At 72.4% G+C, this 22,918-nt stretch carries 21 protein-coding genes; 11 read left to right on the top strand and 10 right to left on the bottom strand.

Annotated elements, in window-relative coordinates:
* Positions 1–3: 3 nt before the first annotated feature.
* Entirely contained in the window at positions 4–1,215 is a 1,212-nt protein-coding gene (locus tag ACWDVB_RS12920) for a glycosyltransferase (protein WP_451513589.1), read from the bottom strand.
* 58 nt (positions 1,216–1,273) lie between these two features.
* Here ACWDVB_RS12920 and ACWDVB_RS12925 point away from each other — a divergent pair, with 58 nt between their 5' ends.
* Together ACWDVB_RS12925 and ACWDVB_RS12930 are read left to right on the top strand one after the other, a co-directional pair.
* Positions 1,274–2,062, top strand: coding sequence for a glutamate racemase (locus ACWDVB_RS12925; RefSeq protein ID WP_451513588.1), 789 nt, complete (start codon positions 1,274–1,276; stop codon positions 2,060–2,062).
* Between the two features lie 121 nt (positions 2,063–2,183).
* Positions 2,184–2,744: a hypothetical protein gene (locus ACWDVB_RS12930; RefSeq protein ID WP_451513587.1), complete on the top strand. Its 561-nt coding sequence runs from the start codon at positions 2,184–2,186 to the stop codon at positions 2,742–2,744.
* A gap of 31 nt (positions 2,745–2,775) precedes the next feature.
* On the opposite strand, the gene ACWDVB_RS12935 is transcribed toward ACWDVB_RS12930, so the two are convergent.
* Positions 2,776–3,834 carry an O-antigen ligase family protein gene (locus ACWDVB_RS12935; RefSeq protein ID WP_451513586.1) on the bottom strand — a complete coding sequence of 353 codons (1,059 nt, stop codon included), beginning with the start codon at positions 3,832–3,834 and terminating at the stop codon, positions 2,776–2,778.
* 198 nt (positions 3,835–4,032) lie between these two features.
* Here ACWDVB_RS12935 and lnt point away from each other — a divergent pair, with 198 nt between their 5' ends.
* The 4 genes from lnt to ACWDVB_RS12955 all read left to right on the top strand — a co-directional run bounded on the left by lnt (position 4,033) and on the right by ACWDVB_RS12955 (position 10,009).
* Positions 4,033–5,640 (top strand): apolipoprotein N-acyltransferase, encoded by a 1,608-nt coding sequence (gene lnt / locus ACWDVB_RS12940; RefSeq protein ID WP_451513585.1) that lies wholly within the window; start codon positions 4,033–4,035, stop codon positions 5,638–5,640.
* Positions 5,641–5,649: 9 nt separating this feature from the next.
* Positions 5,650–6,129 (top strand): NUDIX hydrolase, encoded by a 480-nt coding sequence (locus ACWDVB_RS12945; protein ID WP_451513584.1) that lies wholly within the window; start codon positions 5,650–5,652, stop codon positions 6,127–6,129.
* Positions 6,130–6,195: 66 nt separating this feature from the next.
* On the top strand, positions 6,196–7,374 hold the full coding sequence (locus tag ACWDVB_RS12950; RefSeq protein ID WP_451513583.1) for a methyltransferase: 1,179 nt from the start codon (positions 6,196–6,198) through the stop codon (positions 7,372–7,374).
* Between the two features lie 268 nt (positions 7,375–7,642).
* Positions 7,643–10,009 (top strand): phosphoketolase family protein, encoded by a 2,367-nt coding sequence (locus ACWDVB_RS12955; RefSeq protein ID WP_451513821.1) that lies wholly within the window; start codon positions 7,643–7,645, stop codon positions 10,007–10,009.
* On the opposite strand, the gene ACWDVB_RS12960 is transcribed toward ACWDVB_RS12955, so the two are convergent.
* The 3 genes from ACWDVB_RS12960 to ACWDVB_RS12970 all read right to left on the bottom strand — a co-directional run bounded on the left by ACWDVB_RS12960 (position 10,006) and on the right by ACWDVB_RS12970 (position 11,442).
* A complete protein-coding gene (locus ACWDVB_RS12960; protein WP_451513582.1) occupies positions 10,006–10,566 on the bottom strand; it encodes an EF-hand domain-containing protein in 561 nt (186 codons plus the stop codon). The two genes, ACWDVB_RS12955 and ACWDVB_RS12960, sit on opposite strands and share 4 nt — an antisense overlap.
* Positions 10,567–10,636: 70 nt before the next feature.
* Positions 10,637–10,948 (bottom strand): 2OG-Fe(II) oxygenase, encoded by a 312-nt coding sequence (locus ACWDVB_RS12965; RefSeq protein ID WP_451513581.1) that lies wholly within the window; start codon positions 10,946–10,948, stop codon positions 10,637–10,639.
* Entirely contained in the window at positions 10,945–11,442 is a 498-nt protein-coding gene (locus tag ACWDVB_RS12970; RefSeq protein ID WP_451513580.1) for a methylated-DNA--[protein]-cysteine S-methyltransferase, read from the bottom strand. The genes ACWDVB_RS12965 and ACWDVB_RS12970 overlap by 4 nt, the downstream gene beginning before the upstream one ends.
* A gap of 199 nt (positions 11,443–11,641) precedes the next feature.
* On the opposite strand from ACWDVB_RS12970, the gene ACWDVB_RS12975 reads away from it, so the two are divergent.
* Positions 11,642–13,663, top strand: a complete 2,022-nt coding sequence (locus tag ACWDVB_RS12975) for an oxidoreductase (RefSeq protein ID WP_451513579.1) — start codon at positions 11,642–11,644, stop codon at positions 13,661–13,663.
* A 33-nt stretch (positions 13,664–13,696) separates the two neighbouring features.
* Positions 13,697–14,230: a PadR family transcriptional regulator gene (locus tag ACWDVB_RS12980; protein ID WP_451513578.1), complete on the top strand. Its 534-nt coding sequence runs from the start codon at positions 13,697–13,699 to the stop codon at positions 14,228–14,230.
* Between the two features lie 136 nt (positions 14,231–14,366).
* On the opposite strand, the gene ACWDVB_RS12985 is transcribed toward ACWDVB_RS12980, so the two are convergent.
* The 5 genes from ACWDVB_RS12985 to dhaK form a co-directional block, all read right to left on the bottom strand.
* Entirely contained in the window at positions 14,367–14,873 is a 507-nt protein-coding gene (locus ACWDVB_RS12985; protein ID WP_451513577.1) for a hypothetical protein, read from the bottom strand.
* A 200-nt stretch (positions 14,874–15,073) separates the two neighbouring features.
* The gene (locus tag ACWDVB_RS12990; RefSeq protein WP_451513820.1) at positions 15,074–16,039 is read right to left on the bottom strand and encodes a fibronectin type III domain-containing protein; all 966 of its coding nucleotides are present in this window, start codon (positions 16,037–16,039) and stop codon (positions 15,074–15,076) included.
* 187 nt (positions 16,040–16,226) lie between these two features.
* On the bottom strand, positions 16,227–16,655 hold the full coding sequence (locus ACWDVB_RS12995) for a PTS-dependent dihydroxyacetone kinase phosphotransferase subunit DhaM (RefSeq protein WP_451513576.1): 429 nt from the start codon (positions 16,653–16,655) through the stop codon (positions 16,227–16,229).
* Entirely contained in the window at positions 16,648–17,274 is a 627-nt protein-coding gene (gene dhaL / locus ACWDVB_RS13000) for a dihydroxyacetone kinase subunit DhaL (protein WP_451513575.1), read from the bottom strand. Before dhaL ends, ACWDVB_RS12995 begins: the two co-directional genes overlap by 8 nt.
* Before the next feature lie 46 nt (positions 17,275–17,320).
* Entirely contained in the window at positions 17,321–18,313 is a 993-nt protein-coding gene (dhaK, locus tag ACWDVB_RS13005; RefSeq protein ID WP_451513574.1) for a dihydroxyacetone kinase subunit DhaK, read from the bottom strand.
* A gap of 403 nt (positions 18,314–18,716) precedes the next feature.
* On the opposite strand from dhaK, the gene ACWDVB_RS13010 reads away from it, so the two are divergent.
* From ACWDVB_RS13010 to ACWDVB_RS13020, 3 genes are read left to right on the top strand one after another with little or no spacing between them, the layout of a single operon-like run.
* Positions 18,717–20,636 (top strand): RiPP maturation radical SAM C-methyltransferase, encoded by a 1,920-nt coding sequence (locus tag ACWDVB_RS13010; protein WP_451513819.1) that lies wholly within the window; start codon positions 18,717–18,719, stop codon positions 20,634–20,636.
* Positions 20,633–21,577: a TauD/TfdA family dioxygenase gene (locus ACWDVB_RS13015; RefSeq protein ID WP_451513573.1), complete on the top strand. Its 945-nt coding sequence runs from the start codon at positions 20,633–20,635 to the stop codon at positions 21,575–21,577. The genes ACWDVB_RS13010 and ACWDVB_RS13015 overlap by 4 nt, the downstream gene beginning before the upstream one ends.
* Before the next feature lie 21 nt (positions 21,578–21,598).
* On the top strand, positions 21,599–22,906 hold the full coding sequence (locus ACWDVB_RS13020; RefSeq protein ID WP_451513572.1) for an MFS transporter: 1,308 nt from the start codon (positions 21,599–21,601) through the stop codon (positions 22,904–22,906).
* The last annotated feature ends 12 nt before the right edge of the window (positions 22,907–22,918 follow it).

Below are 22,918 nucleotides of genomic sequence, written 5' to 3' on the forward strand. Positions count from 1 at the left end.
CGCTCACCGCTGCTCCGGCGCGGGCTCCGTGGCGGGCTTGGTGGCGGGTTCCGTAGCGGTGTCCGGACGCGCGTACGTACGTCCCTTCCACGCCGCGCCCCGCCCCCTGTAGTGCTGGACCGCCGAGTCGACGGTCATCAGGAGGTACAGGAAGGCCGTACCGGGCAGCAGGGGGGCGAGCCACAGCGGCTGCCGGTAGTAGCGGAGCATCGGCAGGTACGTCCCGGTCATCACCAGCCACGCCAGGCCCGCGACCGCCACGGCGGCCGGGCTGCCCATGGCGAGACCCGCGACCAGACAGACCGGCGGAGCGAGGTACACGAGCACCAGTCCGGCGACCGTGCCGATGAGCAGGAGCGGGTTGTGCCGCAGCTGGGCGTACGCGCTGCGCGAGACCATGCGCCACAGGTCCGCGAGGCGCGGGTAGGGGCGCACGCTGTCGACGCGCTCGGCGAGCCCGAGCCAGATGTGGCCGCCGGAGCGCCGCACGGCCCGCGCGAGCGCGACATCGTCGATCACCGCGTGCCGGATGGCGTCGGGGATCCGTGCCCGCTCGGCGGCGTCGGCGCGCAGCAGGACGCAGCCGCCCGCCGCGGCGGACGTCCGCGCCCCCTTCCGCGCGATCCGGCGGAAGGGGTAGAGCTGCGCGAAGAAGTAGACGAACGCCGGGACCACCAGGCGCTCCCACGCGCTCCGCACCCGCAGCCGGGCCATCTGGGACACGAGGTCGAAGCCGCCCGCGTGCGCGGCGGCCACCAGATCCCGCAGGGTGTCCGGTTCATGGGCGATGTCCGCGTCGGTCAGGAGCAGATACTGAGGCTCCCGCGCGCGGGCGAGGCCGATGCCATGGCGCATCGCCCAGAGCTTGCCCGTCCACCCGGGGGGCGGTTCGCCGGGGGAGCCGACGGTCAGCGGCAGACCGCCGTGCCGCTCGGCCAGCGCGCGGGCCAGCTCGCCCGTGCCGTCCGAGCTGCCGTCGTCGACAAGGAAGACCTCGGCCCGCCCCGGATAGTCCTGCGCGAGCAGCGACGGAAGGCTCTTCGGCAGCATGTCGGCCTCGTCCCTGGCGGGTACGACGACGCAGACCGACGGCCAGTGCTCGGGGTCCGTGCGCGGTGGGAGACGCACGTCCGTACGCCAGAAGAAGCCCTGCCCCAACAGCAGCCACAGCCACGCGGCAAGCGATCCGGCGGCGATCCACGCAACGGCGCTCATCCGTCGAAGTCTGCCCCACGGGACGGTCGCTGTGGGGAGCATCGACTATGGTGACCGGGTGAAGATCGCCCTCATGGACTCCGGTATCGGACTGCTCGCCGCGGCGGCCGTGGTGCGTCGCCTGCGGCCCGACGCCGATCTCGTGCTCTCCTCGGACCCGGACGGGATGCCGTGGGGGCCGCGTACTCCGGAGGACCTCACCGGGCGGGCCCTCGCCGTCGCCGAGGCCGCCGCCGCGCACCGGCCCGACGCGCTGATCGTGGCCTGCAACACCGCTTCCGTGCACGCCCTGCCCGCGCTGCGGGCCGCCCTGGAACCCGAGATCCCGGTCATCGGGACCGTGCCGGCCATCAAGCCCGCCGCCGCGGGCGTCGGACCCGTCGCCATCTGGGCCACGCCCGCCACCACCGGGAGCCCCTACCAGCGCGGCCTCATCGAGCAGTTCGCCGGTGACGTCCCCGTCACCGAGGTGCCCTGTCCGGGCCTCGCCGACGCCGTGCAGTACGCGGACGAGAAGGCCATCGACGAGACGATCGCCGCCGCCGCTGCCATCACCCCGCCCGATGTAAGGGCCGTCGTCCTTGGCTGCACCCATTACGAGCTGGTGGCCGAACGCATCCGCGCCGCCGTTCAGCAGCCGCATCTGCCGCCCCTCGTCCTGCACGGCTCGGCCGGTGCCGTCGCCGCCCAGGCGCTGCGCAGGATCGGCGCACGTCCCGGCGCCGCCCACGACGCCGTGGCGCCCACTCTCACCGTGCTGCTCAGCGGGCGCGAGGAGCGGCTGCCGGGGGCGGCGCTCGCGTACGCGGAGGGGCGCATGCTCGCGGCGGTCAGCCCCGCGCTCTGATTTCCGGGGGGTTCCAGGGGGTTCCAGGGGGTTCCAGGGGGTTCCAGGGGGTTCCGCGGACCGGAAGGTCACTCTTCGTGACGCCGTGCCTTCGCGGCGGAACGTGAGTAGTCTCGGAGACATGAGGGACCCAGCCGCTCATGACGAGCACGGCGAGCGAGCCGCGGCCGAAGGGCAGCCCGAAGTCTGGACCGGCCGCGCGACCAACCGCGTCCAGTGGCTGCTGGCTTGCGCGGGCGCCGCCTGCCTGGCGCTGGGCATCGAGCTTGCGGTCGGCTCCATGTGGACCTCGGGCATCGCGCCCTTGGTGATGTCCGTCGTGGGCTGCATCGCCGTAGGTCTCCTGATGCTCTTCGGGACCCTCGCCTTCGTCCATGTGGCCGTGAAGATCGACAAGGACTTCCTTGAGGTGCGCTGCGGGCATCTGGGCCTGCCGCGCCGCCACATCCCGCTCTCCCACGTCGTCGGCGCGGATTTCGCCCCGACCGTCACGCCCCGGCAGTGGGGCGGCTGGGGCTACCGCTGGCGGCCCGAGAAGGGCACGGCCGTCGTGGTCCGGCGCGGCGAGGGCGTGGTGATCAGCCTCGGCGACGGCCACAAGTTCACGGTGACCGTGGACGACGCCGAGTCCGCGGTCCGCGCGATCCGGTACCGGCTGAAGCACCGGGGCAAGGCGCTCTGACTCGCCTGGGGCGTCATCACCGGCACAGCCCTCATCGGCGGCGCTGTGGAAGAGCGCCGTCCGGAGGCTCGTCGTGGAGAGGGCGAGCCGTCGCGATGCCCGCCAGCAGGCCCGCGCCCGTCGTCACCGCCGTCACGCTGAGCGCGTTGCCCACCGTCGCCACGGCCGTCAGCGCCGTCAGCGCCGCGCCCGCCGACAGCACGACCTGCGTGGAGCGCGGCGAACGCCACAGTGCGTAGAGGAGCCAGCAGAACACCGCCGCCAGCAGCGCCACCCCTACCAGTCCCTGCTCCGACGCCTGCTGCAACGGCGCCGAATGCGGCTTCCCGTCCGTCAGGAGATGCCGCGTGACGATCGGGCTGACCTCGCCGAAGCGCCCGGGGCCCACGCCCATGGCGGGCTCCCGCTCCGCGAGGCCGAGCGCGTCCCGCCACAGCAGTACGCGCTGCCGGCCGAGCCGGCCCTCCAGGGAAGCCGCCAGACCGTCCGGCAGCATGTCGTCGGCCACCGCCAGGGACGCGCCCGTGATCAGCGCCGTCGCGGCCGCGAGCCCCGCGAGGCCAAGGCCCCTGCACCGGGTCCGGGCCGCCGCCAGCGAGCAGAGCAGCACCCCGGCGCACCCGGCGAAGGCGGCGGGCGAACCCAGTGCCGCCGCGGCACCGGCGATCCCCGCGGCGAGCACCCGCAGGGCGACGCGCGCCGCCGCCGTCCGGGCCGCCCACGCCGCACAGCAGGCCGCGCCCGCCGACAGGACCAGCAGCCCCGCCGTCGCACCGGCGTGGCCGAGGGGTGAGGAAGGGCCGATCGTGAGACGGGGCGCCCACGCCGCGAGCCAGAGCCCCGCGAGCGCCCCCGCACACGGGGCGGCCACCGGCAGCAGCGTCCCGCAGATGCGCCCGCCCGCGTACCCCGCGGCCACGGCGAGGACCGCGAGGAGCAGCCCCTCCGGGCTCCCGCCGTGCAGTGTCGCGGTGATCAGCGCCCAGGCGGCACACGCGCCGAGCAGCGCCGCGCCCGCCGCGTCGGAGGCGCCCCGCCGATCGCGCGCCCCCGCCGGACCGGCCGTCGCGGCCGCACCCGTTGACCCCACCCCGTCGCCCCCCGGTATCCGCCGGCCCCGGACGGCGCGGACCGGCCCGCGGTGGCGTGCGCCGGGCGTGCGTCAGGGACTCGGCCACACGCTAACGGCCGACGCCCCGCCATGGCACCGGTCGCGCGGGAACGATACGGCGGGGGCGCCCCCCGGCCGAGCTGTCGGCGCCCAGGTGACGCGCCGTAGACTCCCCGGGTGACCGCCACCACCACTCCCGTAGACGAGCCGGACCAGCTCGATCCGCAGCCCGTGCGGGCCTCCCGCGCCGAGCGCGTCCTGCGACGGCTCGTGCCCGCCGCCGCGGCGGCCCTCTCCGGAGTGCTGCTCTACGTCAGCTTCCCGCCCCGCACGCTGTGGTGGCTGGCGCTCCCGGCCTTCGCCGTCCTCGCCTGGTCACTGCACGGCCGCACCTGGAAGGCGGGCCTCGGCCTCGGCTACCTCTTCGGCCTCGGCTTCCTGCTGCCGCTCCTGGTGTGGACCGGCGTCGAGGTGGGCCCCGGCCCGTGGCTGGCGCTCGCCGCCGTCGAGGCCGTCTTCGTCGCCCTGGTGGGCGCGGGCATCGCGGCCGTCTCCCGGCTGCCCGGATACCCGCTCTGGGCGGCGGCCCTGTGGATCGCGGGCGAGGCGGCACGCGCGCGTGTGCCCTTCAGCGGATTCCCCTGGGGGAAGATCGCCTTCGGCCAGGCGGACGGCGTCTTCCTGCCGCTCGCCGCGCTCGGCGGCACCCCCGTGCTCGGCTTCGCCGTCGTCCTGTGCGGCTTCGGGCTGTTCGAGATCGTGCGTCAGGTCCTTTACGTACGCGATACGCGCGTCCTGCGGCGCGGTGCGGCGGCCGCGGCCGTGCTCAGCGTGCTCGTCCCGCTCCTCGGGGTCTTCGCCGCGCGTCCGCTCGTCAGCGACGAGGCACAGGACGGCACGGCGACCATCGCCGCGATCCAGGGCAACGTCCCACGCGCGGGCCTCGGCTTCAACGCCCAGCGCCGCGCCGTCCTCGACCACCACGTGCGGGAGACCGAACACCTGGCCGCCGAGGTGAAGGCGGGCAAGGTCGAGCGCCCGGACCTGGTGCTGTGGCCGGAGAACTCCTCCGACATCGACCCGTTCACCAACCCCGACGCGCGGCGGGTCATCGAGGGCGCCGTCAAGGCGATCGGGGTGCCGCTCTCCGTGGGCGGCGTCGTCGAGACGCGGGACGGCAAGCTGTACAACGAGCAGATCCTCTGGGACCCGGAGAAGGGCCCCACCGACACCTACGACAAGCGGCAGATCCAGCCCTTCGGCGAGTACATCCCGCTGCGGGGCCTCATCAGCGTCTTCAGCAGCGACGTCGACATGGTCCGCCAGGACTTCAGCCGCGGCTCCCGGCCCGGCGTCTTCACCATGGCGGGCACCAAGGTGGGCCTCGCGACCTGCTACGAGGCCGCGTTCGACTGGGCCGTACGCGACACCGTGACCAACGGCGCCCAGATCATCTCGGTGCCCAGCAACAACGCCACGTTCGACCGCAGCGAGATGACGTACCAGCAGCTCGCCATGTCCCGCGTCCGCGCGGTCGAACACAGCCGCGCCGTCGCCGTCCCGGTCACCAGCGGCGTCAGCGCGGTGATCATGCCGGACGGCACGGTGAAGGCGAAGACGAAGTGGTTCACCGCCGACTCGCTCGTCGAGGAGGTGCCGCTGCGCTCGTCGCAGACCCCGGCCACCCGCCTCGGCGTGCTGCCCGAGGGCGTCCTGGTGCTGATCGCCGTCGGCGGGCTCGGCTGGGCGGCAAGGGCGGCAAGGACGGCGGCGGGACGCCGCTAGGGTCGGACCATGGCTACTCCTGATTTCATCCGCGCCATCCGGGCCGACGCGGGCCAGCAGCTGCTCTGGCTCCCCGGTGTCACCGCCATCGTCTTCGACGACGAGGGAAGAGTGCTGCTCGGACGGCGCTCCGACAACGGCAGGTGGTCGGTGATCGGCGGGATCCCCGACCCGGGGGAGCAGCCCGCCGAGTGCGCGGTGCGCGAGGTGTACGAGGAGACGGCCGTGCACTGCGTACCCGAACGCGTCGTTCTGGTGCAGGCGCTCGAACCGGTCACCTACCCCAACGGCGACACATGCCAGTACATGGACATCACCCTGCGCTGCCGTGCCGTCGGCGGCGAGGCGCGCGTCAACGACGACGAGTCGCTCGAAGTGGCGTGGTTCGACGTGGACGCGCTGCCGGACCTGCACGAGTTCTCGCTCTCCCGCATCAAGCAGGCGCAGGCGGACGGCCCCACGTGGTTCGAGCCGTCCGGCCGGCGGTGACACCCGCGGTACCGCTCGCGGGCTGACCTCCTTGCCCCGTGGGACCTCCGTTAGCCTGAGGGCACGATGAACCGTTTGAGCACGTCATGGGGCGCGTACGACCTCACCCGCTTCCCGGAGGACCCCCGCGACCAGCTGCGCGCCTGGTCGGCGGCCGACGCCTATCTGCTGCGGCACCTGGCCGGGGAAGCCGGGGAGGAAGAGACGCCGGCCGTCGACCTCACCGGCACCGTGGCCGTCGTCGGCGACCGGTGGGGGGCGCTGACCACCGTGCTCGCGGGCCACGCGCGCGTGCCGGTGCAGATCACCGACTCCTTCCTCGCACAGGAGGCCACACGGGCCAACCTGGCGCGGGCGGGCCACGCGCCGGACGCGGCGCGGCTCCTGACCACCAGGGACACTCCGCCCGCCCGTATCGACGTACTCCTGATTCGCGTACCGAAGAGCCTCGCGCTCCTGGAGGACCAGCTCCACCGGCTGGCGCCCGCCCTGCACGAAGGCACCGTCGTCGTCGGCGCCGGCATGGTCACCGAGATCCACACCTCGACGCTGGAGCTCTTCGAGCGGCTCGTCGGCCCGACCAGGACCTCCCTCGCCCGGCAGAAGGCACGGCTCGTCTTCAGCACCCCGGACCCGGCACGCGCCCCGGGGCCGACGCCCTGGCCGGGCCGTTATGTGCTGCCCGCCGACTCCGGGGCGGGCGCCGGCCTGACCGTCGTCAACCACGCCGGCATCTTCTGCGCCGACCGCCTCGACATCGGCACCCGCTTCTTCCTGAAGCATCTGCCGCGCGCCCGCGGCGGCGCCCACGTCGTGGACCTGGGCTGCGGCAATGGAGTGCTCGGCACCGCCGCGTCCGTCGCCGACCCCGACGCCACGGTCACCTTCATCGACGAGTCGTTCCAGGCCGTCGCCTCCGCCGAGGCCACCTTCCGGGCCAACGCCGCCGAAGGCGCCAAGGCCGAGTTCGTGGCGGGCGACGCGCTCACCGCCGTACCGCCGGGGACGGTGGACCTGGTCCTGAACAACCCGCCCTTCCACAGCCACCAGGCCACGACGGGCGCGACCGCCTGGCGCATGTTCAGCGGTGCGCGCGCCGCGCTGCGCCCCGGCGGCGAACTGTGGGTCATCGGCAACCGCCACCTCGGCTACCACGTGAAGCTCCGCAAGCTCTTCGGCAACGCGGACGTCGTGGCGAGCGATCCGAAGTTCGTGGTGCTGCGGGCGGTGAAGGGCCACCGCTGAGCAGGCGGGGGTTCAGAACAGGCTCTGAGCGCCACTGATCGCTGTCGAACCCCGCCCGCGTTCCGGGGGCGGGGCCGAACGGCTCTCCCCGCGCTCGCGGTGGCCCCCGGGCGGTGGCAGCGTCTGGGGGAGAATGCCGGGCCGGTCCGTTCCGACGACTGACCCGGCGCTCTTGTGGAACCCGCGCCCCAGCCACGTACCCCGGAGGCCACGTACCCCCGGATCCCGCCACACCCGCGACCCTCGCGAGGAGACCCTCATGGCGCCCATGGCGAAGGAAGACCTGGCGGCACTCGACGCGCACTGGCGTGCCGCGAACTACCTGTCCGTCGGGCAGATCTACCTGATGAGCAACCCTCTGCTGACCGAACCGCTGCGGCCCGAGCACATCAAGCCGCGCCTCCTCGGCCACTGGGGCACCTCGCCCGGCCTCAACCTCGTCCACACCCACCTCAACCGCGTCATCAAGGAGCGCGATCTGGACGCGCTGTGCGTGTGGGGCCCCGGCCACGGCGGGCCCGCCGTGCTCGCCAACTCCTGGCTGGAGGGCAGCTACACGCAGACGTATCCGGCCGTGACCCGGGACGCGGAGGGCATGGCGCGGCTGTTCCGCCAGTTCTCGTTCCCCGGCGGCGTGCCGAGCCATGTCGCGCCCGAGACGCCCGGCTCGATCCACGAGGGCGGCGAGCTGGGCTACTCCCTCGCACACGCCTACGGAGCGGCCTTCGACAACCCGGACCTGGTCGTGGCGTGCGTGATCGGCGACGGCGAGGCGGAGACCGGGCCGCTGGCCGGCTCCTGGCACTCCAACAAGTTCCTCGACCCCGTGCACGACGGCGCCGTCCTGCCGATCCTCCACCTCAACGGCTACAAGATCGCCAACCCGACGCTGCTCGCCCGGCTCCCCGACGCCGAACTCGACGCGCTGCTCAAGGGGTACGGCCACGAGCCCCTGTACGTCGCCGGTGACGACCCGCTCACGGTCCACCAGACAATGGCCGAGGCCATGGACCAGGCGCTGGACCGCATCTCCGCCCTCCAGCGGGCCGCCCGCAGCGGCGGCACGCACAGCCGCCACCGCTGGCCCGTGATCGTGTTGCGCACCCCCAAGGGCTGGACGGGCCCGGAGAGCGTGGACGGAGAGCCCGTCGAGAACACGTGGCGCTCCCATCAGGTGCCGCTCTCCAAGGTCCGCGAGAACCCGGAGCACCTGCGGCAGTTGGAGCAGTGGCTGCGCTCCTACGGCCCCCAGGAACTCTTCGGCGCGGACGGCACCCCCGCTCCGGAGGTCCTGTCGTGCGTGCCCGAGGGCGAGCGCCGGCTGGGCGCGACCCGGCACGCCAACGGCGGCCTGCTCAGCCGTCCGCTGCCGCTGCCGCCGCTGGAGGACTTCGCCGTCCCCGTCGACCGTCCCGGCGCGACCTCGCACGAGCCGACCCGGGTCGCGGGCGGCATGCTCGCCCGGGTCATGGCCGACACCGCGCGGCGGCGTGACTTCCGGGTCGTGGGGCCCGACGAGACCGAGTCCAACCGCCTCGGGGCTCTCTACGACGCCACCGGCAAGGCGTGGCAGGAGCGGACCCTCGACACCGACGAGCACCTCGCCCCCGACGGCCGCGTGATGGAGGTCCTCTCCGAACACCTCTGCCAGGGCTGGCTGGAGGGTTACACCCTCACCGGCCGGCACGGCCTGTTCTCCTGCTACGAAGCGTTCGTCCACATCGTCGACTCCATGGTCAACCAGCACATCAAGTGGCTGAAGACCTCACGGTCCCTGCCCTGGCGCGCGCCCGTGCCGTCCCTGAACTACCTGCTCACCTCGCACGTGTGGCGCCAGGACCACAACGGCTTCTCGCACCAGGACCCGGGCTTCGTGGACCACGTGCTCAACAAGAGCCCCGATGTCGTACGCGTCTACCTGCCGCCGGACGCCAACACCCTGCTCTCGGTGACCGAGCACGTCCTGGGCAGCCGCGACTACGTCAACGTGGTCGTCGCCGGGAAGCAGCCCTGCTTCGACTGGCTCTCCCTCGACGACGCCCGCGCCCACTGCGCGCGCGGCGCCGGCGTCTGGGAGTGGGCGGGCACGGACGACGGCTCGCGCGATCCCGACGTGGTCCTGGCCTGCGCGGGGGACGTGCCGACGCAGGAGGTCCTCGCCGCGGCGGGTCTGCTGCGGGAGCTGCTGCCCGAACTCGCCGTCCGCGTCGTGAACGTCGTCGACATCGCTCGCCTCATGCCCCGCGAGGAACACCCGCACGGCATGCCCGCCTCCGAGTACGACGCGCTCTTCACCCGGGACCGGCCGGTGATCTTCGCCTACCACGGCTACCCGTGGCTGATCCACCGCCTCGCCTACCGCCGCGCCGGCCACGCGAACCTGCACGTGCGCGGCTACAAGGAGGCCGGTACGACGACCACGCCCTTCGACATGGTCGTCCGCAACGACCTGGACCGCTACCGCCTGGTCATGGACGTCATCGACCGGGTCCCCGGCCTCGCCGTCCGCGCCACGACCGTCCGCCAGGCGATGACCGACGCCCGCACCCGCCACCACGCGTGGATCCGCGAGCACGGCACGGACCTGCCCGAGGTCGCCGACTGGACGTGGCCGCAGGCCTCCGCCGCCCGCTAGCGGCTGCCGCTCGTGTGCAGGGCTTCGGCCATGGGCGAGACTCCCTCGACGACGTAGGCGCGAATCGACGCGAGATACTCGTCCCGGCTCACGCGTCCGTCGCCGTCGGTGTCCAGCGCGTCGAACGCCGAATCGGCGCTGTCGGCCGGGTTGCCCAGCGCCGCACGGAGCCGGGTGAACCGGGCCCGGTCCAGGTTTCCGTCGGCGTCGGTGTCGGCGAGGTCGAACAGTGACCCGAGCGCCTGCCGGCAGACGTCGTCGAAGGCTTCGCCGCCCGCCCACGTCGCGTACTCCTCGAAGGTGACCCGGCCGTCACCGTCCGCGTCCATCGACGCGAACACGCGCTCGTGCGCCGCGAGGGCGGCCACGACCAGCCGGTCGTCCTGGTCGCGTCCCAGGGCGGTCGCCGCGCGACGGGGACGCGCGAGGTACTCCTGACGGGAGATGACTCCGTCCCCGTCCACATCCAGCATGGTGAAGATGTGCCCCTTGGCGGTCGCGGTCGCGGTAGCGGTGGCCGAGGCGGTCGAGGCGGTCGAGGTTGCCGACGTCTGCATGAGTGCTCCTGTACGTGGCCGAGGTCCGGCGGTCGGGCCATATGTGCCCTGTCCCCCGCCCGGCCAGCCGTCAGGTCATCCACATGAGTGAGAGCCGGCGCGGCACCACTGGGCCGCCTCGTGGAAGACCAGCCCCAGGGACCTGCGCGAGCGGGAACTCGCCGCCGGTGTAGTCGGCGCCCTGCTCGTCCAGGCCGATGACGACCTGGAGCGGGCCCGCCGCGTGGCACCGCGCCAGCCACTTCTCCAGGGAGTCGGGCCAGGGGGCCGGGCGGCCCAGGCGGGCGGCCCAGTCCCGGGCCACGGCAGCGGTGCCGCGCCATGTCGACCGTGGAGCGGAAGCGGGCCGCGTCGTCGTGGAGCTCGGCGGCGCGGTGGTCACGCCGCCTCCAGGTCGAGGAGGTGTCGCTTGCGCTCCAGGCCGCCCGCGTACCCGGTCAGGGAGCCGTCGGCGCCGATCACCCGGTGGCAGGGGCGCACGACGAGCAGTGGGTTGCGGCCGATGGCCGTACCCAGGGCGCGGACGGCGGCGCGGGACAGGCCCAGCTGTTCGGCGAGGCGTCCATAGGTGGTCGTGGTGCCGTAGGCCAGCGTGTCCAGGGCCTCCCAGACCTTGCGCTGGAAGGGGGTGCCCGCCCCGACGGCGTACTCGATGTCGAAGTGGGTCAGGCTCCCGGCGAAGTACGAACGCAGCTGCGAGGTGATCGCCGTGAACGCCTCGTCGTCGCGGGCCCAGCCGTCGCGGACGACGGCCGCGCCCTTCTGGCCCGGCATGGACAGCGAGGCGAGCGCGGTGCCGCCCTTGGCGGTGGGCGACGCCTCGCCCACCAGCAGCAGCTCGCCCAGCGGGCTGTCGATCGTCGTGTGGACGGTCATCGGACTCTCCTCCGGCGTTCTGTGACTGGAGTCCAGTCTGCGTCCCGCGCGAGGGTGCGGCTGGCGGGATTCGGACACCGCGCTCACCGGTCGGGACCCGGCCGCCATGAGACACCGCTCACGCTTTATGCAACTAGTTGCACAACGCTGCGCGCGTCGTCTACAACTGTCCTGTAGACACCGCGTACGGAGGGGCCGCATGAGCCGTTACCCGAACCTGCTGAACCCACTTGACCTGGGCTTCACCACCCTGCCCAACCGGGTCCTCATGGGCTCCATGCACGTGGGCCTGGAGGAGGCGCCGAACGGGTTCGAGCGCATGGCGGAGTTCTACGCGACCCGCGCGCGCGGCGGCGTCGGCCTCATCGTCACCGGCGGCATCGCCCCGAACGACGCGGGGCGCCCCTACGAGGGCGGCGCCAGGATGACCACCGAGGCCGAGGCGGAGCAGCACGCGGGCGTCACCGCCGCCGTGCACGCCGAGGGCGGCCGGATCGCGATGCAGATCCTGCACTTCGGGCGGTACGCCTACCACCAGGACCTCGTCGCGCCGAGCGCCCTCCAGGCGCCCATCAGCCCCTTCGTGCCCCGCGAACTCACCGACGACGAGGTCGAGCAGACCATCGAGGACTTCGTGCGCGCCGCCGAGCTGGCCAGGCTCGCCGGATACGACGGCGTCGAGGTCATGGGCTCCGAGGGCTATCTGATCAACGAGTTCGTCGCGGCCCCCACCAACCGGCGCACCGACCGCTGGGGCGGCGCCTACGAGAACCGCATCCGCTTCCCCGTCGAGATCGTCCGCCGCACCCGCGAGCGCGTCGGCGCGGACTTCATCATCATCTACCGCCTCTCCATGCTCGACCTGGTCCCCGGCGGCTCCACCCTCGACGAGGTCATCCACCTCGCCAAGGAGATCGAGGCCGCGGGCGCCACGATCATCAACACCGGCATCGGCTGGCACGAGGCACGCATCCCCACCATCGCCACGTCGGTGCCGCGCGGCGCGTACACGTTCGTCACGAAGAAGGTGATGGGCGAGGTCTCCGTGCCGCTCGTCACCACCAACCGCATCAACACCCCCGAGCTCGCCGAGCAGCTGCTCGCTGACGGCGCCGCCGACATGGTGTCCCTGGCCCGCCCGCTCCTCGCCGACCCCGACTTCGTCACCAAGGCGAAGGCCGAGCGGTCCGACACGATCAACACCTGCATCGGCTGCAACCAGGCATGCCTGGACCACACCTTCAACCTCCAGATCACCTCCTGCCTGGTGAACCCGCGCGCCTGCCACGAGACCGAACTCGTGCTCTCGCCGACCCGCGCCAAGAAGAGCGTCGCCGTCGTCGGCGCGGGCCCCGCCGGGCTCGCCTTCGCCGTCTCGGCGGCCGAACGCGGCCACGACGTGACGCTCTTCGACGCCGCCTCCGAGATCGGCGGGCAGCTCAACGTCGCCCGCAAGGTCCCCGGCAAGGAGGAGTTCGACGAGACCCTGCGCTACTTCCGCACCCAGCTGGAACTGCGCGGCGTACGCGTCGAGTTGAACACCGTCGTCACCGCCGACGACCTGAAGGAGGCGGCGTACGACGATGTGGTCGTCGCCACCGGCGTCACCCCCCGCACCCCCGAGATCCCCGGCGTCGACCACCCCAGCGTCGTCAGCTACCTCGACGTGCTGCGCGACGGCGCGCCCGTGGGGGAGCGGGTCGCGATCATCGGCGCGGGCGGCATCGGCTTCGACGTCGCCGAGTACCTCACCGACGGCGGCGAGAAGGCGAGCCTCGACCCGGCGGCGTACTTCCGCCAGTGGGGCGTCGACATGGACTACCGCGGGCGCGGCGGCCTGACGGAGCCCGAGCGGCCCACGCCGCCGCGCACCGTCCACCTGCTCCAGCGCAAGACGTCCAAGGTCGGCCAGGGCCTCGGCAAGACCACGGGCTGGATCCACCGCACCGAACTGCGCCACCGCGGCGTCGCGATGGTGGCGGGCGCGAGCTACGACCTCATCGACGACGCGGGCCTGCACATCACCGTCGACGGCGTCTCCTCCGTGATCCCCGTCGACACCGTCGTCCTGTGCACCGGCCAGGAACCGCGCCGCGGCCTGTACGAGGAGCTGCTCGCCGCCCGGCGCGGCGTGCACCTCATCGGAGGCGCGGACGTCGCCGCCGAGCTGGACGCCAAGCGCGCCATCAAGCAGGGCACGGAGCTGGCCGCGGCCCTGTGAGCCCGTTCCCCGCCCTTCCCTAGGATTGCCCCCATGTCACTCCCGCACGCGATCCTCACCGCCCTCCTGGAGAAGCCGTCGTCGGGGCTCGAACTGACCCGCAGGTTCGACAAGTCGATCGGCTACTTCTGGTCGGCCACGCACCAGCAGATCTACCGCGAGCTGGGCAGACTGGAGCGCGAGGGGGCGATCCGCGCGCTGCCGCGGCAGGGGGCGACACGCGGGCAGAAGAAGGAGTACGAGGTGCTGCCCGCGGGCCGCGCCGAACTGGCCCGCTGGACCGCGACGAGCCAGGACCCGAAGCCGATGCGCGACATCCTGCTGCTGCGCCTGCGCGCCGCCGCGGTCGTCGGCACGGACGGCATCCAGGAGGACCTGCACCGCCATCTCGACCTGCACAGGCGGCAGTTGGCGGAGTACGAGGAGATCGAGCGGCGGGACTTCCCGCCGGAGAAGGACGCCGTGGAGGACCGGCTGCGCCATGTGGTCCTGCGCGCGGGCATCGACCTGGAGACGTTCTGGACGCAGTGGCTCACACGGACGATCGAGGAGCTGGAAGCGCCTTAGCCATGTGTCGACGTCCATGTGCCGATGTGCATGTATCGACGTCCATCTGGCGGGGGCCACGTGGCGGCAGCCGCCCACCCGGAGTGATGCCGGGTGGGCGGCAGCCGTTGATGCCCCTGTTGCTCCGGACCCGGGATCAGATCCGGTGGTCCGCGCCTCGTCGGCGCAGGTACCAGACGCCGCCGCCCGCGGCCACCGCGGCGACCAGGGTCCCGCCGGTGACGAGCGTGAGCGTGCCCCGGTCCTCAGAACCGCCCCCGAGTCCACCCCGGACGCCACGCGAGGGCGCGGCGGTCGAGGAGGCCGTCGGCGTGCCGCCGACGGTGACGGTCTGAGGCCCGGCCTGCGAGCCGTCCTGGCAGGCGACCAGGACCGTGTAGGTGCCGGCGCTGACATTCCGCCAGGTGCCGCTGCCGTTCGTCAGCTGCACCTGCCGGCCTCCGGCGAAGCTCGCGTTGCCGTTGCCCATCAGTGAGGCCGTTCCGCCGGTGGCGCACGCGGCGGTGGTGACCTGCACGGTGGACCCGGAGGCGGTGACGGAGATCCCGCCGCCCGCGAACGCCGAGGGAGCGGCAAGCCCCCACGGCAGCGCGGCGGCGGCGACAGTCAGGCCGGCCCGGACATATATCTGAGTAGTACGCATGAGTCTGCCCTCCGGTGGCACGGGAGGCGGTACAACCCATGCGCCGCCGCGGGATCGGGGAACGCCCGTGCCATCTGACGAAGAGCCAACGTGGAGCGGGCGAGGACCGCATGCGGACTGCCTCCGGGCAGGTGACGGAATCCTTCGTCCGGCGCAGCTGACCGGCCGTCACCTGCGTGCCGGACCGGTGCCGCTCCGGCTCAGCCCGTGGTGACGGTCCGCTCGGGGGAGTAGGCGCCCCACGTCCCGTCCGGCAGCTTGGGGCGGATCCGCACCTTGTGCCGCTCCCCGGCCTTCCTGCCGATGTAGAAGCTGTGCTCGGCCCTGCCCCGTGGCGGCGTGCCGCCGAAGACGAGAGAGGTGGCGGTGCGGCCGTCCAGCCGGATCTGGTACTCCGTCACCGCGCCGCCCGTCCGTGGCGGCGCCCAGGACAGATCGATGTAGTACGCCCCGTCGGCGCGGTGCGTCGCGGCACGGAACCCGGTGGGCGCCGTGCCGCGCCCCGAGTCCTTGCCCGCGGCGGTCGTGAGACGGACCTCGCGGCTCGCGGGCGAGAAGTTGTCGGCGGCGTCGCGCGCCTTGACCGTGAACGTGTAGCCGGTGCCGGGCCGCAACCCCGTGACCAGCGTCGCGGTCTGCCCGCCGCCCACGCTGTGGATCTTCGAGGCGCCCTGATGGATCTCGTACGAGGCCACGCCCCGGTTGTCCGACGACTTCCCCCAGGACAGCATCGCCGACCGGCTCCCCTCGGCCTCGCCCCGCAGCCGTGCGGGCCTCGTCGGAGGCTTGCGGTCGGCGGCGGCCGCGGCGGGCGTCGTGACGGACAGCTTCCTGCTGTCCGGGCTGACGTTCCCCTCGGCGTCGCGGGCGCGCACGGTGAAGGCGTACGTGGTCGACGGCTTCAGGCCCACGATGTCCACCATGTGCTTCCTGCCCGGCACCGCCTTGACCTTCTTGGCGTCGCGGTACACGTCGTAGCCGGTGACCTCGGTGTCGTCGGTGGCCTGGTTCCACATGACGTGGGCGGTGGTGGCGCTGCCCGCCTGCACGGTGAGGCCTCGGGGTGCCGCGGGAGGCGTGGTGTCCCGCCGGTCGTCCTGGCCGGTCCACGCGCAACCGCTCAGCGCCGCCACGGCGATGACGGTCAGCAGGGTCATGGAGGTCATGGAGGACAGGGAGGACAGGGAGGTCAGGGGGGTGGACAGCTGGGGGGTCCGTCGCACGGGGCTGCCTTCCACTCGACGGCATTGGTCCGGACCTATTTGACACAGCTGACGGGGCCACATCAAGGGGTGGGCGGTGCGGAGTCGGTTCCGGCGGGCCGGGAAGCACCGGTGGCTCACGGGTCAGGGGTCACGCCTTGCGGTAGCCGTACGCCTCCGTGGCCGCAGCCGCGACCGCGGCGAGGTCCGCGCCGGCCGACGCGGTCACCACGGCCGCCACCGCGCCCTCCACGAACGGGGCGTCCACCAGGCACGCGCCGTCCGGAAGTTCGTCGCCTTCCGCCAGCAGCGCCTTCACGGTGAGGACGGCGCTGCCGAGATCGGCCAGGACGGCGACGCCCACGCCCCGGTCGACCCGCGCGGCGGCCGCCGAGATCAGCGCCGCGCTCGTACCGAGACGCCCGTCCTCCGTCCCGCCGGCGGCGGCCACGGGAGCGGTGGCGCCGCCCTGGGCGAGCCCCGTGGCGAGGGCGGCGACCGCCTCGGCGACGGGGCCGCTGTGCGACACGAGGACGATGCCGACCATGCCGGGCCTGTCGACCGACGGGCCGTCAGCCATGATCGTCCCGCTGCGCGTCCACGCCCCCCGCGGTCTCCGCGAGCGCCTCGAAGAGCAGTGCCGAGGAGGTCGCGCCCGGGTCCTGGTGCCCGACGCTGCGCTCGCCCAGATAGCTGGCCCGGCCCTTGCGCGCCCGCAACGGCGTCGTCGCGAGAGCACCCTCCCGCGCGGCGTCCCGGGCGGCGCCGAAGGAGGTGCCGAGGGCGTCCACCCCGGGGAGGAGCGCGTCCAGCATCGTCTTGTCGCCGGGCGCGGCGCCGCCGAGCGCGGCCACGGCGTCGACGCCGGTACGCAGCGCTTCGGCGAACCCCGCCTCGTCGACCTCGGTGGCGTCACCGAGCGCCTTGCCGGTGCGGCGCAGCAGCGTGCCGTAGAGCGGCCCCGACGCGCCGCCCACGGTGGAGATCAACTGCCGCCCGGCCAGCGTGAGGACGGCGCCCGGAGTGGCGGGGGCCTCCTTCTCCAGGGCGGCCGCGACGGCGGTGAACCCGCGCCGCAGATTGCTGCCGTGGTCGGCGTCGCCGATGGGCGAGTCCAGCTCCGTGAGCCGGGCCGCCTCACGGTCGACGGCCGCGGCGGCGTTCGTCAGCCAGTGGCGGAAGAAGTCGGCGTCGAGCACGGGTTTCTCCTTTGCGCGATCGGCGTGCCCATACTTACGGGGACTATCAGACGCCCCAGCGCAGCGCGGCCGTACTGACCGGCGCGTCCCACAGCCGCAGCAGCTCCTCGTCGACCTGGCACAGCGTCACGGACGCCCCGGCCATGTCCAGCGACGTCACGTAGTTGCCGACGAGGGTGCGCGCCACGGGCACACCGCGCTCGACGAGTACGCGCTGCACCTCGGCGTTGAAGCCGTAGAGCTCCAGGAGGGGCGTGGCCCCCATGCCGTTGACGAGCAGGAGTACGGGATTGCGCGGGCGCAGGTCCTCCAGTACGGCGTTCACGGCGAAGTCGGCGATCTCGCGGGAGGTCATCATCGGGCGCCGCTCACGGCCCGGCTCCCCGTGGATGCCGATGCCCAACTCCAGCTCGCCCGGGGGCAGCTCGAAGGTGGGGCCGCCTTTGGCCGGCGTGGTGCACGCGCCGAGCGCGACCCCGAAACTCCGCGCGCTCTCGTTGACCTGCCGGGCGATCGCCTCGACCCGCTCCAGCGGCATGCCCGCGTCGGCCGCGGCGCCCGCCAGCTTCTCCACGAAGAGTGTGGCGCCGGTGCCGCGGCGCCCGGCGGTGCCGAGGCTGTCGGTGACCGCCACGTCGTCGTCGACGAGCACCTTCGCGACCTGGATGCCCTCGTCCTCGGCGAGCTCCGCGGCCATGTCGAAGTTGAGCACGTCGCCCGTGTAGTTCTTGACGACGAACAGCACGCCCGCACCACTGTCCACGGCGGCCGCGGCCCGCACCATCTGGTCCGGCACGGGCGAGGTGAACACCTCTCCGGGACAGGCGGCCGACAGCATCCCCGGCCCCACGAACCCTCCGTGCAAAGGCTCGTGCCCGGACCCGCCGCCCGAGACGAGGGCCACCTTTCCCGCCACGGGGGCGTCCCTGCGGACGATCACGCGGTTCTCGACGTCGACCGTCAACTCGGGATGCGCGGCAGCCATGCCGCGCAGCGCGTCGGCGACGACCGTCTCGGCGACGTTGATCAGCATCTTCACGGGTACCTCCTGGTGGGCTCGGCAGGTGGGCCGCCGGACTGCCCCGGTCGGTCGCGGGTGAGCGGGAGTGCTGTTGTCATGGGCAGTATCGGCCTGCTCGGCCACTGCCCTTCCGTCCGCCGGCTCAAGCGTTTGTCGCACGTGGCCGGATCATCCCCCGCCCCGACCGCGTCGTCCCGCGCGAGGACCGGCCGCCACGCCCGCGAGATCTTCGGCGAACACACGTCCGACCATGGCGAACGCACCTGTGCGGCAGCAGGAGGAGAACCCGGGTCCGGCCGGGCCTCATCCCGTGCCCGTCGGAACTCCCGTTGGCCTGAACAACCCTGCCGACTCAAGCCATGGCGCATTAGACTCGCCATGATTGATCACGGGGAGGCCGCAATTGTTGCATGTCGCTTTAGTGAACATGCCATTCGCCGACTGGAATCGTCCGTCATTCGCCCTGGGGCAGTTGTCCACTCTCGTTCACCGGGAGTTCGACGACCAGGCGCAAGCGCGCGTGTGCTATCTCAACCAGGACATGGCCGAGTTCTTCGGGACACGTCTGTACGAGGCCCTCTCGGTAAGTCACGATCATGTTGACACAGGGATCGGGGACTGGCTGTTCCGGCACATCGCCTTTCCCGACGAGGCCGACACCGCCACCGAGTACTTCCAGCGCTACTACCGGGGTGCCCGATGGGCCGACTTCCGTGAGCGGATCCTGTCGGCGCGGGAGGGACTGCGGGACTTCTGCGAGGAACTGATCGACCGTTACCGGCTTGCCGAGGCCGACATCGTGGGGTTCAGCTCGATGTTCGCCCAGCATGTGCCGTGTATCGCTCTGGCGCGGCTGATCAAGGAGCGCAGTCCGCGGACGCTCGTCGTGCTCGGCGGGGCGAACTGCGAGGCGCCCATGGGCTCGGTGGTCGCCGAGCATGTGCCGGCCGTCGACTTCGTCTTCTCCGGGCCCGCGCTGAACACCTTCGGTGCGTTCATGCGGTGTGTGCTCGACGACGACGTGGAGCGCGCCGACGCCGTTCCGGGAATCCTTTCCGAGCGGAACTGCCGGGACCAGCGCTTCCGCAAGGCCATCGGCGCGGAACGCGATATCGACGACTTCTTCCTGCCCGACTACGACAGTTTCTTCGAGGCGCTGGAGAGTCATCCGGAACTGCGGCGCACGGGGACCAGCAAACCGATGCTGTTCTTCGAGACGTCCCGCGGCTGCTGGTGGGGACAGCGTTCACACTGCACCTTCTGCGGACTGAACGGCGAAAGCATGGCCTTTCGGGCCATGGCCCCGGACCTGGCCGTCCGGCAGTTCGAGTGGCTGTTCGGCTTCGCGCCCGAATACACCTCACTTTTCTGCACGGACAACGTCATGCCACGCAATTACTCGCGCGAGGTCTTCCCCCGGCTCGACCCGCCGCCGGGGACCGAGATCTTCTACGAGGTCAAGCTTCCGCTGAGCCGCCAGGACCTGCGCGCCATGACGGACGCGGGCGTCACCGTCGTCCAGCCCGGCATCGAGGCGCTGTCCTCCTCGACGCTCAAACTGATGGGCAAGGGCACGACCGCTTTCCAGAACCTGCAGTTCCTCAAGAACTGCGAGGAGTTCGGAATCAAGCCCGAGTGGAACCTGCTCATCGGATTCCCCGGCGAGGAAGCGGACGTTTACCGCAAGTACGTCGAGGAAATGCGTGACTTCGTCCACCTGGTGCCGCCGCACGGCGTGTACATGGTGCGCTTCGACCGCTTCAGCCCCTACTTCAAGCGGAGCGACGAGTACGGGCTCGCCCTGAAGCCGGTGGACTACTACTCCCTCACGTATCCCTTCGACGAGTCGGCGCTGGCCGATCTCGCGTACTTCTTCGCCGACCAGAACCTGGCGCCGTACATGCTCGACGCGGTCGAGTGGCACGACGAGTTGAGCGCGCTGATCACCCAGTGGCGTGCGGCCTGGTACGGGGAGGACGGAGCGGCCCGTCATGAGCTGCGGCTGGTCACCGATGACGACGGCCGGCTCGCGGTCCGGGACTCCCGTTCCGGGACTCTCCGGGTGCGTCCGGTCGACGCGGCCACCGGCCGGCTGCTGCGCCGCCTGTCCTCGCCGGCCAAGCCCGAGCAGCTGGCCCGGGACTGGCCGGAGGGGCCGGACGACCTGCGGCGGCGCCTGGACACGCTCGCCGAGCAGCGGTACCTCTTCGCGGAGAACGGCCGGGTGATGAGCCTCGTGCTGACCGGAGCGGACGGCGAGATCGAGGAGCCGGCCCGGGAGGAGCCCGCCGCGGTCGGCGCCCGGCGGCTGTTGCCGCTGCTGCCGGAGGCACCGCCATGACGGTCGAGAGCACCCCGATGTTCCCGCTGGTCGTCGAGGGGCACGGCGAGCCGGCCGTCGAACGGCTGCGCGCCGGCCGCGAAGAGCTCCGGGCCGCGCTGCGCGAACGCGGCGCGCTGCTGCTGCGCGGCTTCGACGTGGAGGGCGCCGACGGTTTCGCGGACATCGTCCGCGCGCTCTCCGGTGAGCCGCTGCCGTACACCGAGCGTTCCTCCCCGCGGAGCGTGATCAAGGGGAACATCTACACGTCCACCGACTACCCGCCCGGCGAAGAGATCTTCCTGCACAACGAGAACTCGTACCAGGCCAGTTGGCCCATGACGCTGTACTTCCACTGTGTGCGCCCGCCGCTCACCCGGGGCGCCACCCCGCTGGCCGACACCCGCCGGGTGCTGGCCGCCGTCGACGACGGGGTGCGCCGGGAGTTCGAGCGGCGCGGCTGGACGGTCGTACGCAACTACGGCGACCTGGTCGGCCTGGAGTGGCAGGAGGCGTTCGCCACCGCGGACCGCGCGGAGGTCGAGGGGTACTGCCGGGAGCGGGGCATCGAGGCACAGTGGCTGCCCGGCGGCGGACTGCGCACCCGGGCGGTACGGGAGGCCGTGCACCGGCACCCGGTGACCGGAGAGCCGGTGTGGTTCAACCACACGGCGGTCTTCCACGCCACCACGCTGCCGGAGTCGGTCCGCCTCGGGCTGCTGGAGATGCTGGGCGAGGAGAACCTCCCCAGCCAGACCTACTACGGCGACGGCGCACCGATCCCGGACGACGTCATGGACCATCTGAGGGCCTGCTACCGAGCCGCGGCGACCCGCTTCGACTACCGAGCGGACGACGTCCTGGTGATCGACAACATGCTGGTCTCGCACGGCCGCGAGCCGTTCACGGGGCCCCGCCGGATCGCGGTCGCCATGGCGGAGCCGTACACCCCCGACCGCTAGCCCCAGGACGGAAGACCTCGCATGTGCGCCGCGCGTTCCCTCCGGTCCAACCGGGACTTCTCCGTCTTCTGGGCGGTCCAGGCGCTCTCCGAGGTCGGCAACGCCTTCTCCCTGGTGGCGCTCCCGCTGCTGGTGCTGCACACCACCGGGTCGGCGGCGCAGATGGGGTTGCTCACGGCCGTCGCGGGCGTCGCCGCGCTGCTCACCGGTCTGGTGGGCGGCGCCTGGGCCGACCGCTTCGACCGGCGGCGTCTGCTGATGCTGTGCGACGCCGCCCGTCTTGTGCTGTACGGCGTGATCCCGCTCTGCTGGGCTCTGAGCCCGCAGATCTGGCTGCTGTACGTGGTCATGGCGCTGGCCTCGGTCTTCGAGATGCTGTTCAGGATCACCTATGTCACCGCCGTGGCCAACCTCGTCGACAAGGAGCAGATCGTCGCGGCGAACGGCCGGCTGGAGGCGACGAACGCGATCGCGTACATCGCCGGCCCGGCCCTGGCCGGTGTGGTGGCCGGGTTCTTCGGGCCGACGGCCGCCGTCGCCATCAACGCGGGCAGCTTCGGGATCTCCCTCGTGGGCCTGGCGTTCATCAGGCTCAGGCCCACCGCGCGGCCGTCGGACGAGGACGCCGGGAGCAAGGCGGCGCGGGGGCGGGACCTGCGCTCCGGCTTCCGGGTCGGCGCCGCGTTCCTGTGGCGTACGCCGGTGCTGCGGTCGCTCACCGTGCTGCTGACCGTCACCACCTTCCTCAGCCTGGGCATGACCGACGTGTTCATCTACCACCTGCGGCACGGTCTGGAGCAGGACGAACGCACGGTGGGCTACGTCCTCGCGCTGGCCGGGCTCGGCACCTGCGTGGCCGCCGCCGCGACCGCCAGGCTGCGCCGCTCCTGGGGGTTCGGCCGCTGCTGGCTCGGCGCGATGAGTCTGTGCTCGGTGTCGATACTGGTCCTCGGCGGCACCGGGCAGGTGTCCGTGGCGGCCGTGACGATCTGTCTGTACTCCTTCGGCATGGCGCTGGCGGGCGTCTGCTCGATGTCCCTGCGGCAACAGGTCACGCCGGACCATCTGCTCGGCCGGGTCACCTCCGCGTTCTGGACGATCCACGGCAGCCTCGCGCCCCTCGGTGCGGCCCTGCTCACCGCGCTGGTCGGCCGGCTCGGGACACGTGGGCCGCTGACCGCGGTGGCCGTCGTCTTCCTGGCCGTGGCCGTGGCCGCCGCCTTCACTCCCATCCGACAGCGCCACCCGGAGAAGACCGCCGTACAGCCCCCGCTGGAAGGGCCTACCGACGCGCCGGCACCACGGGAGGAGAGCCTCCGGCCGGACTGACTCCCGATCCGT

Source organism: Streptomyces sp. NPDC003379 (assembly GCF_053589195.1).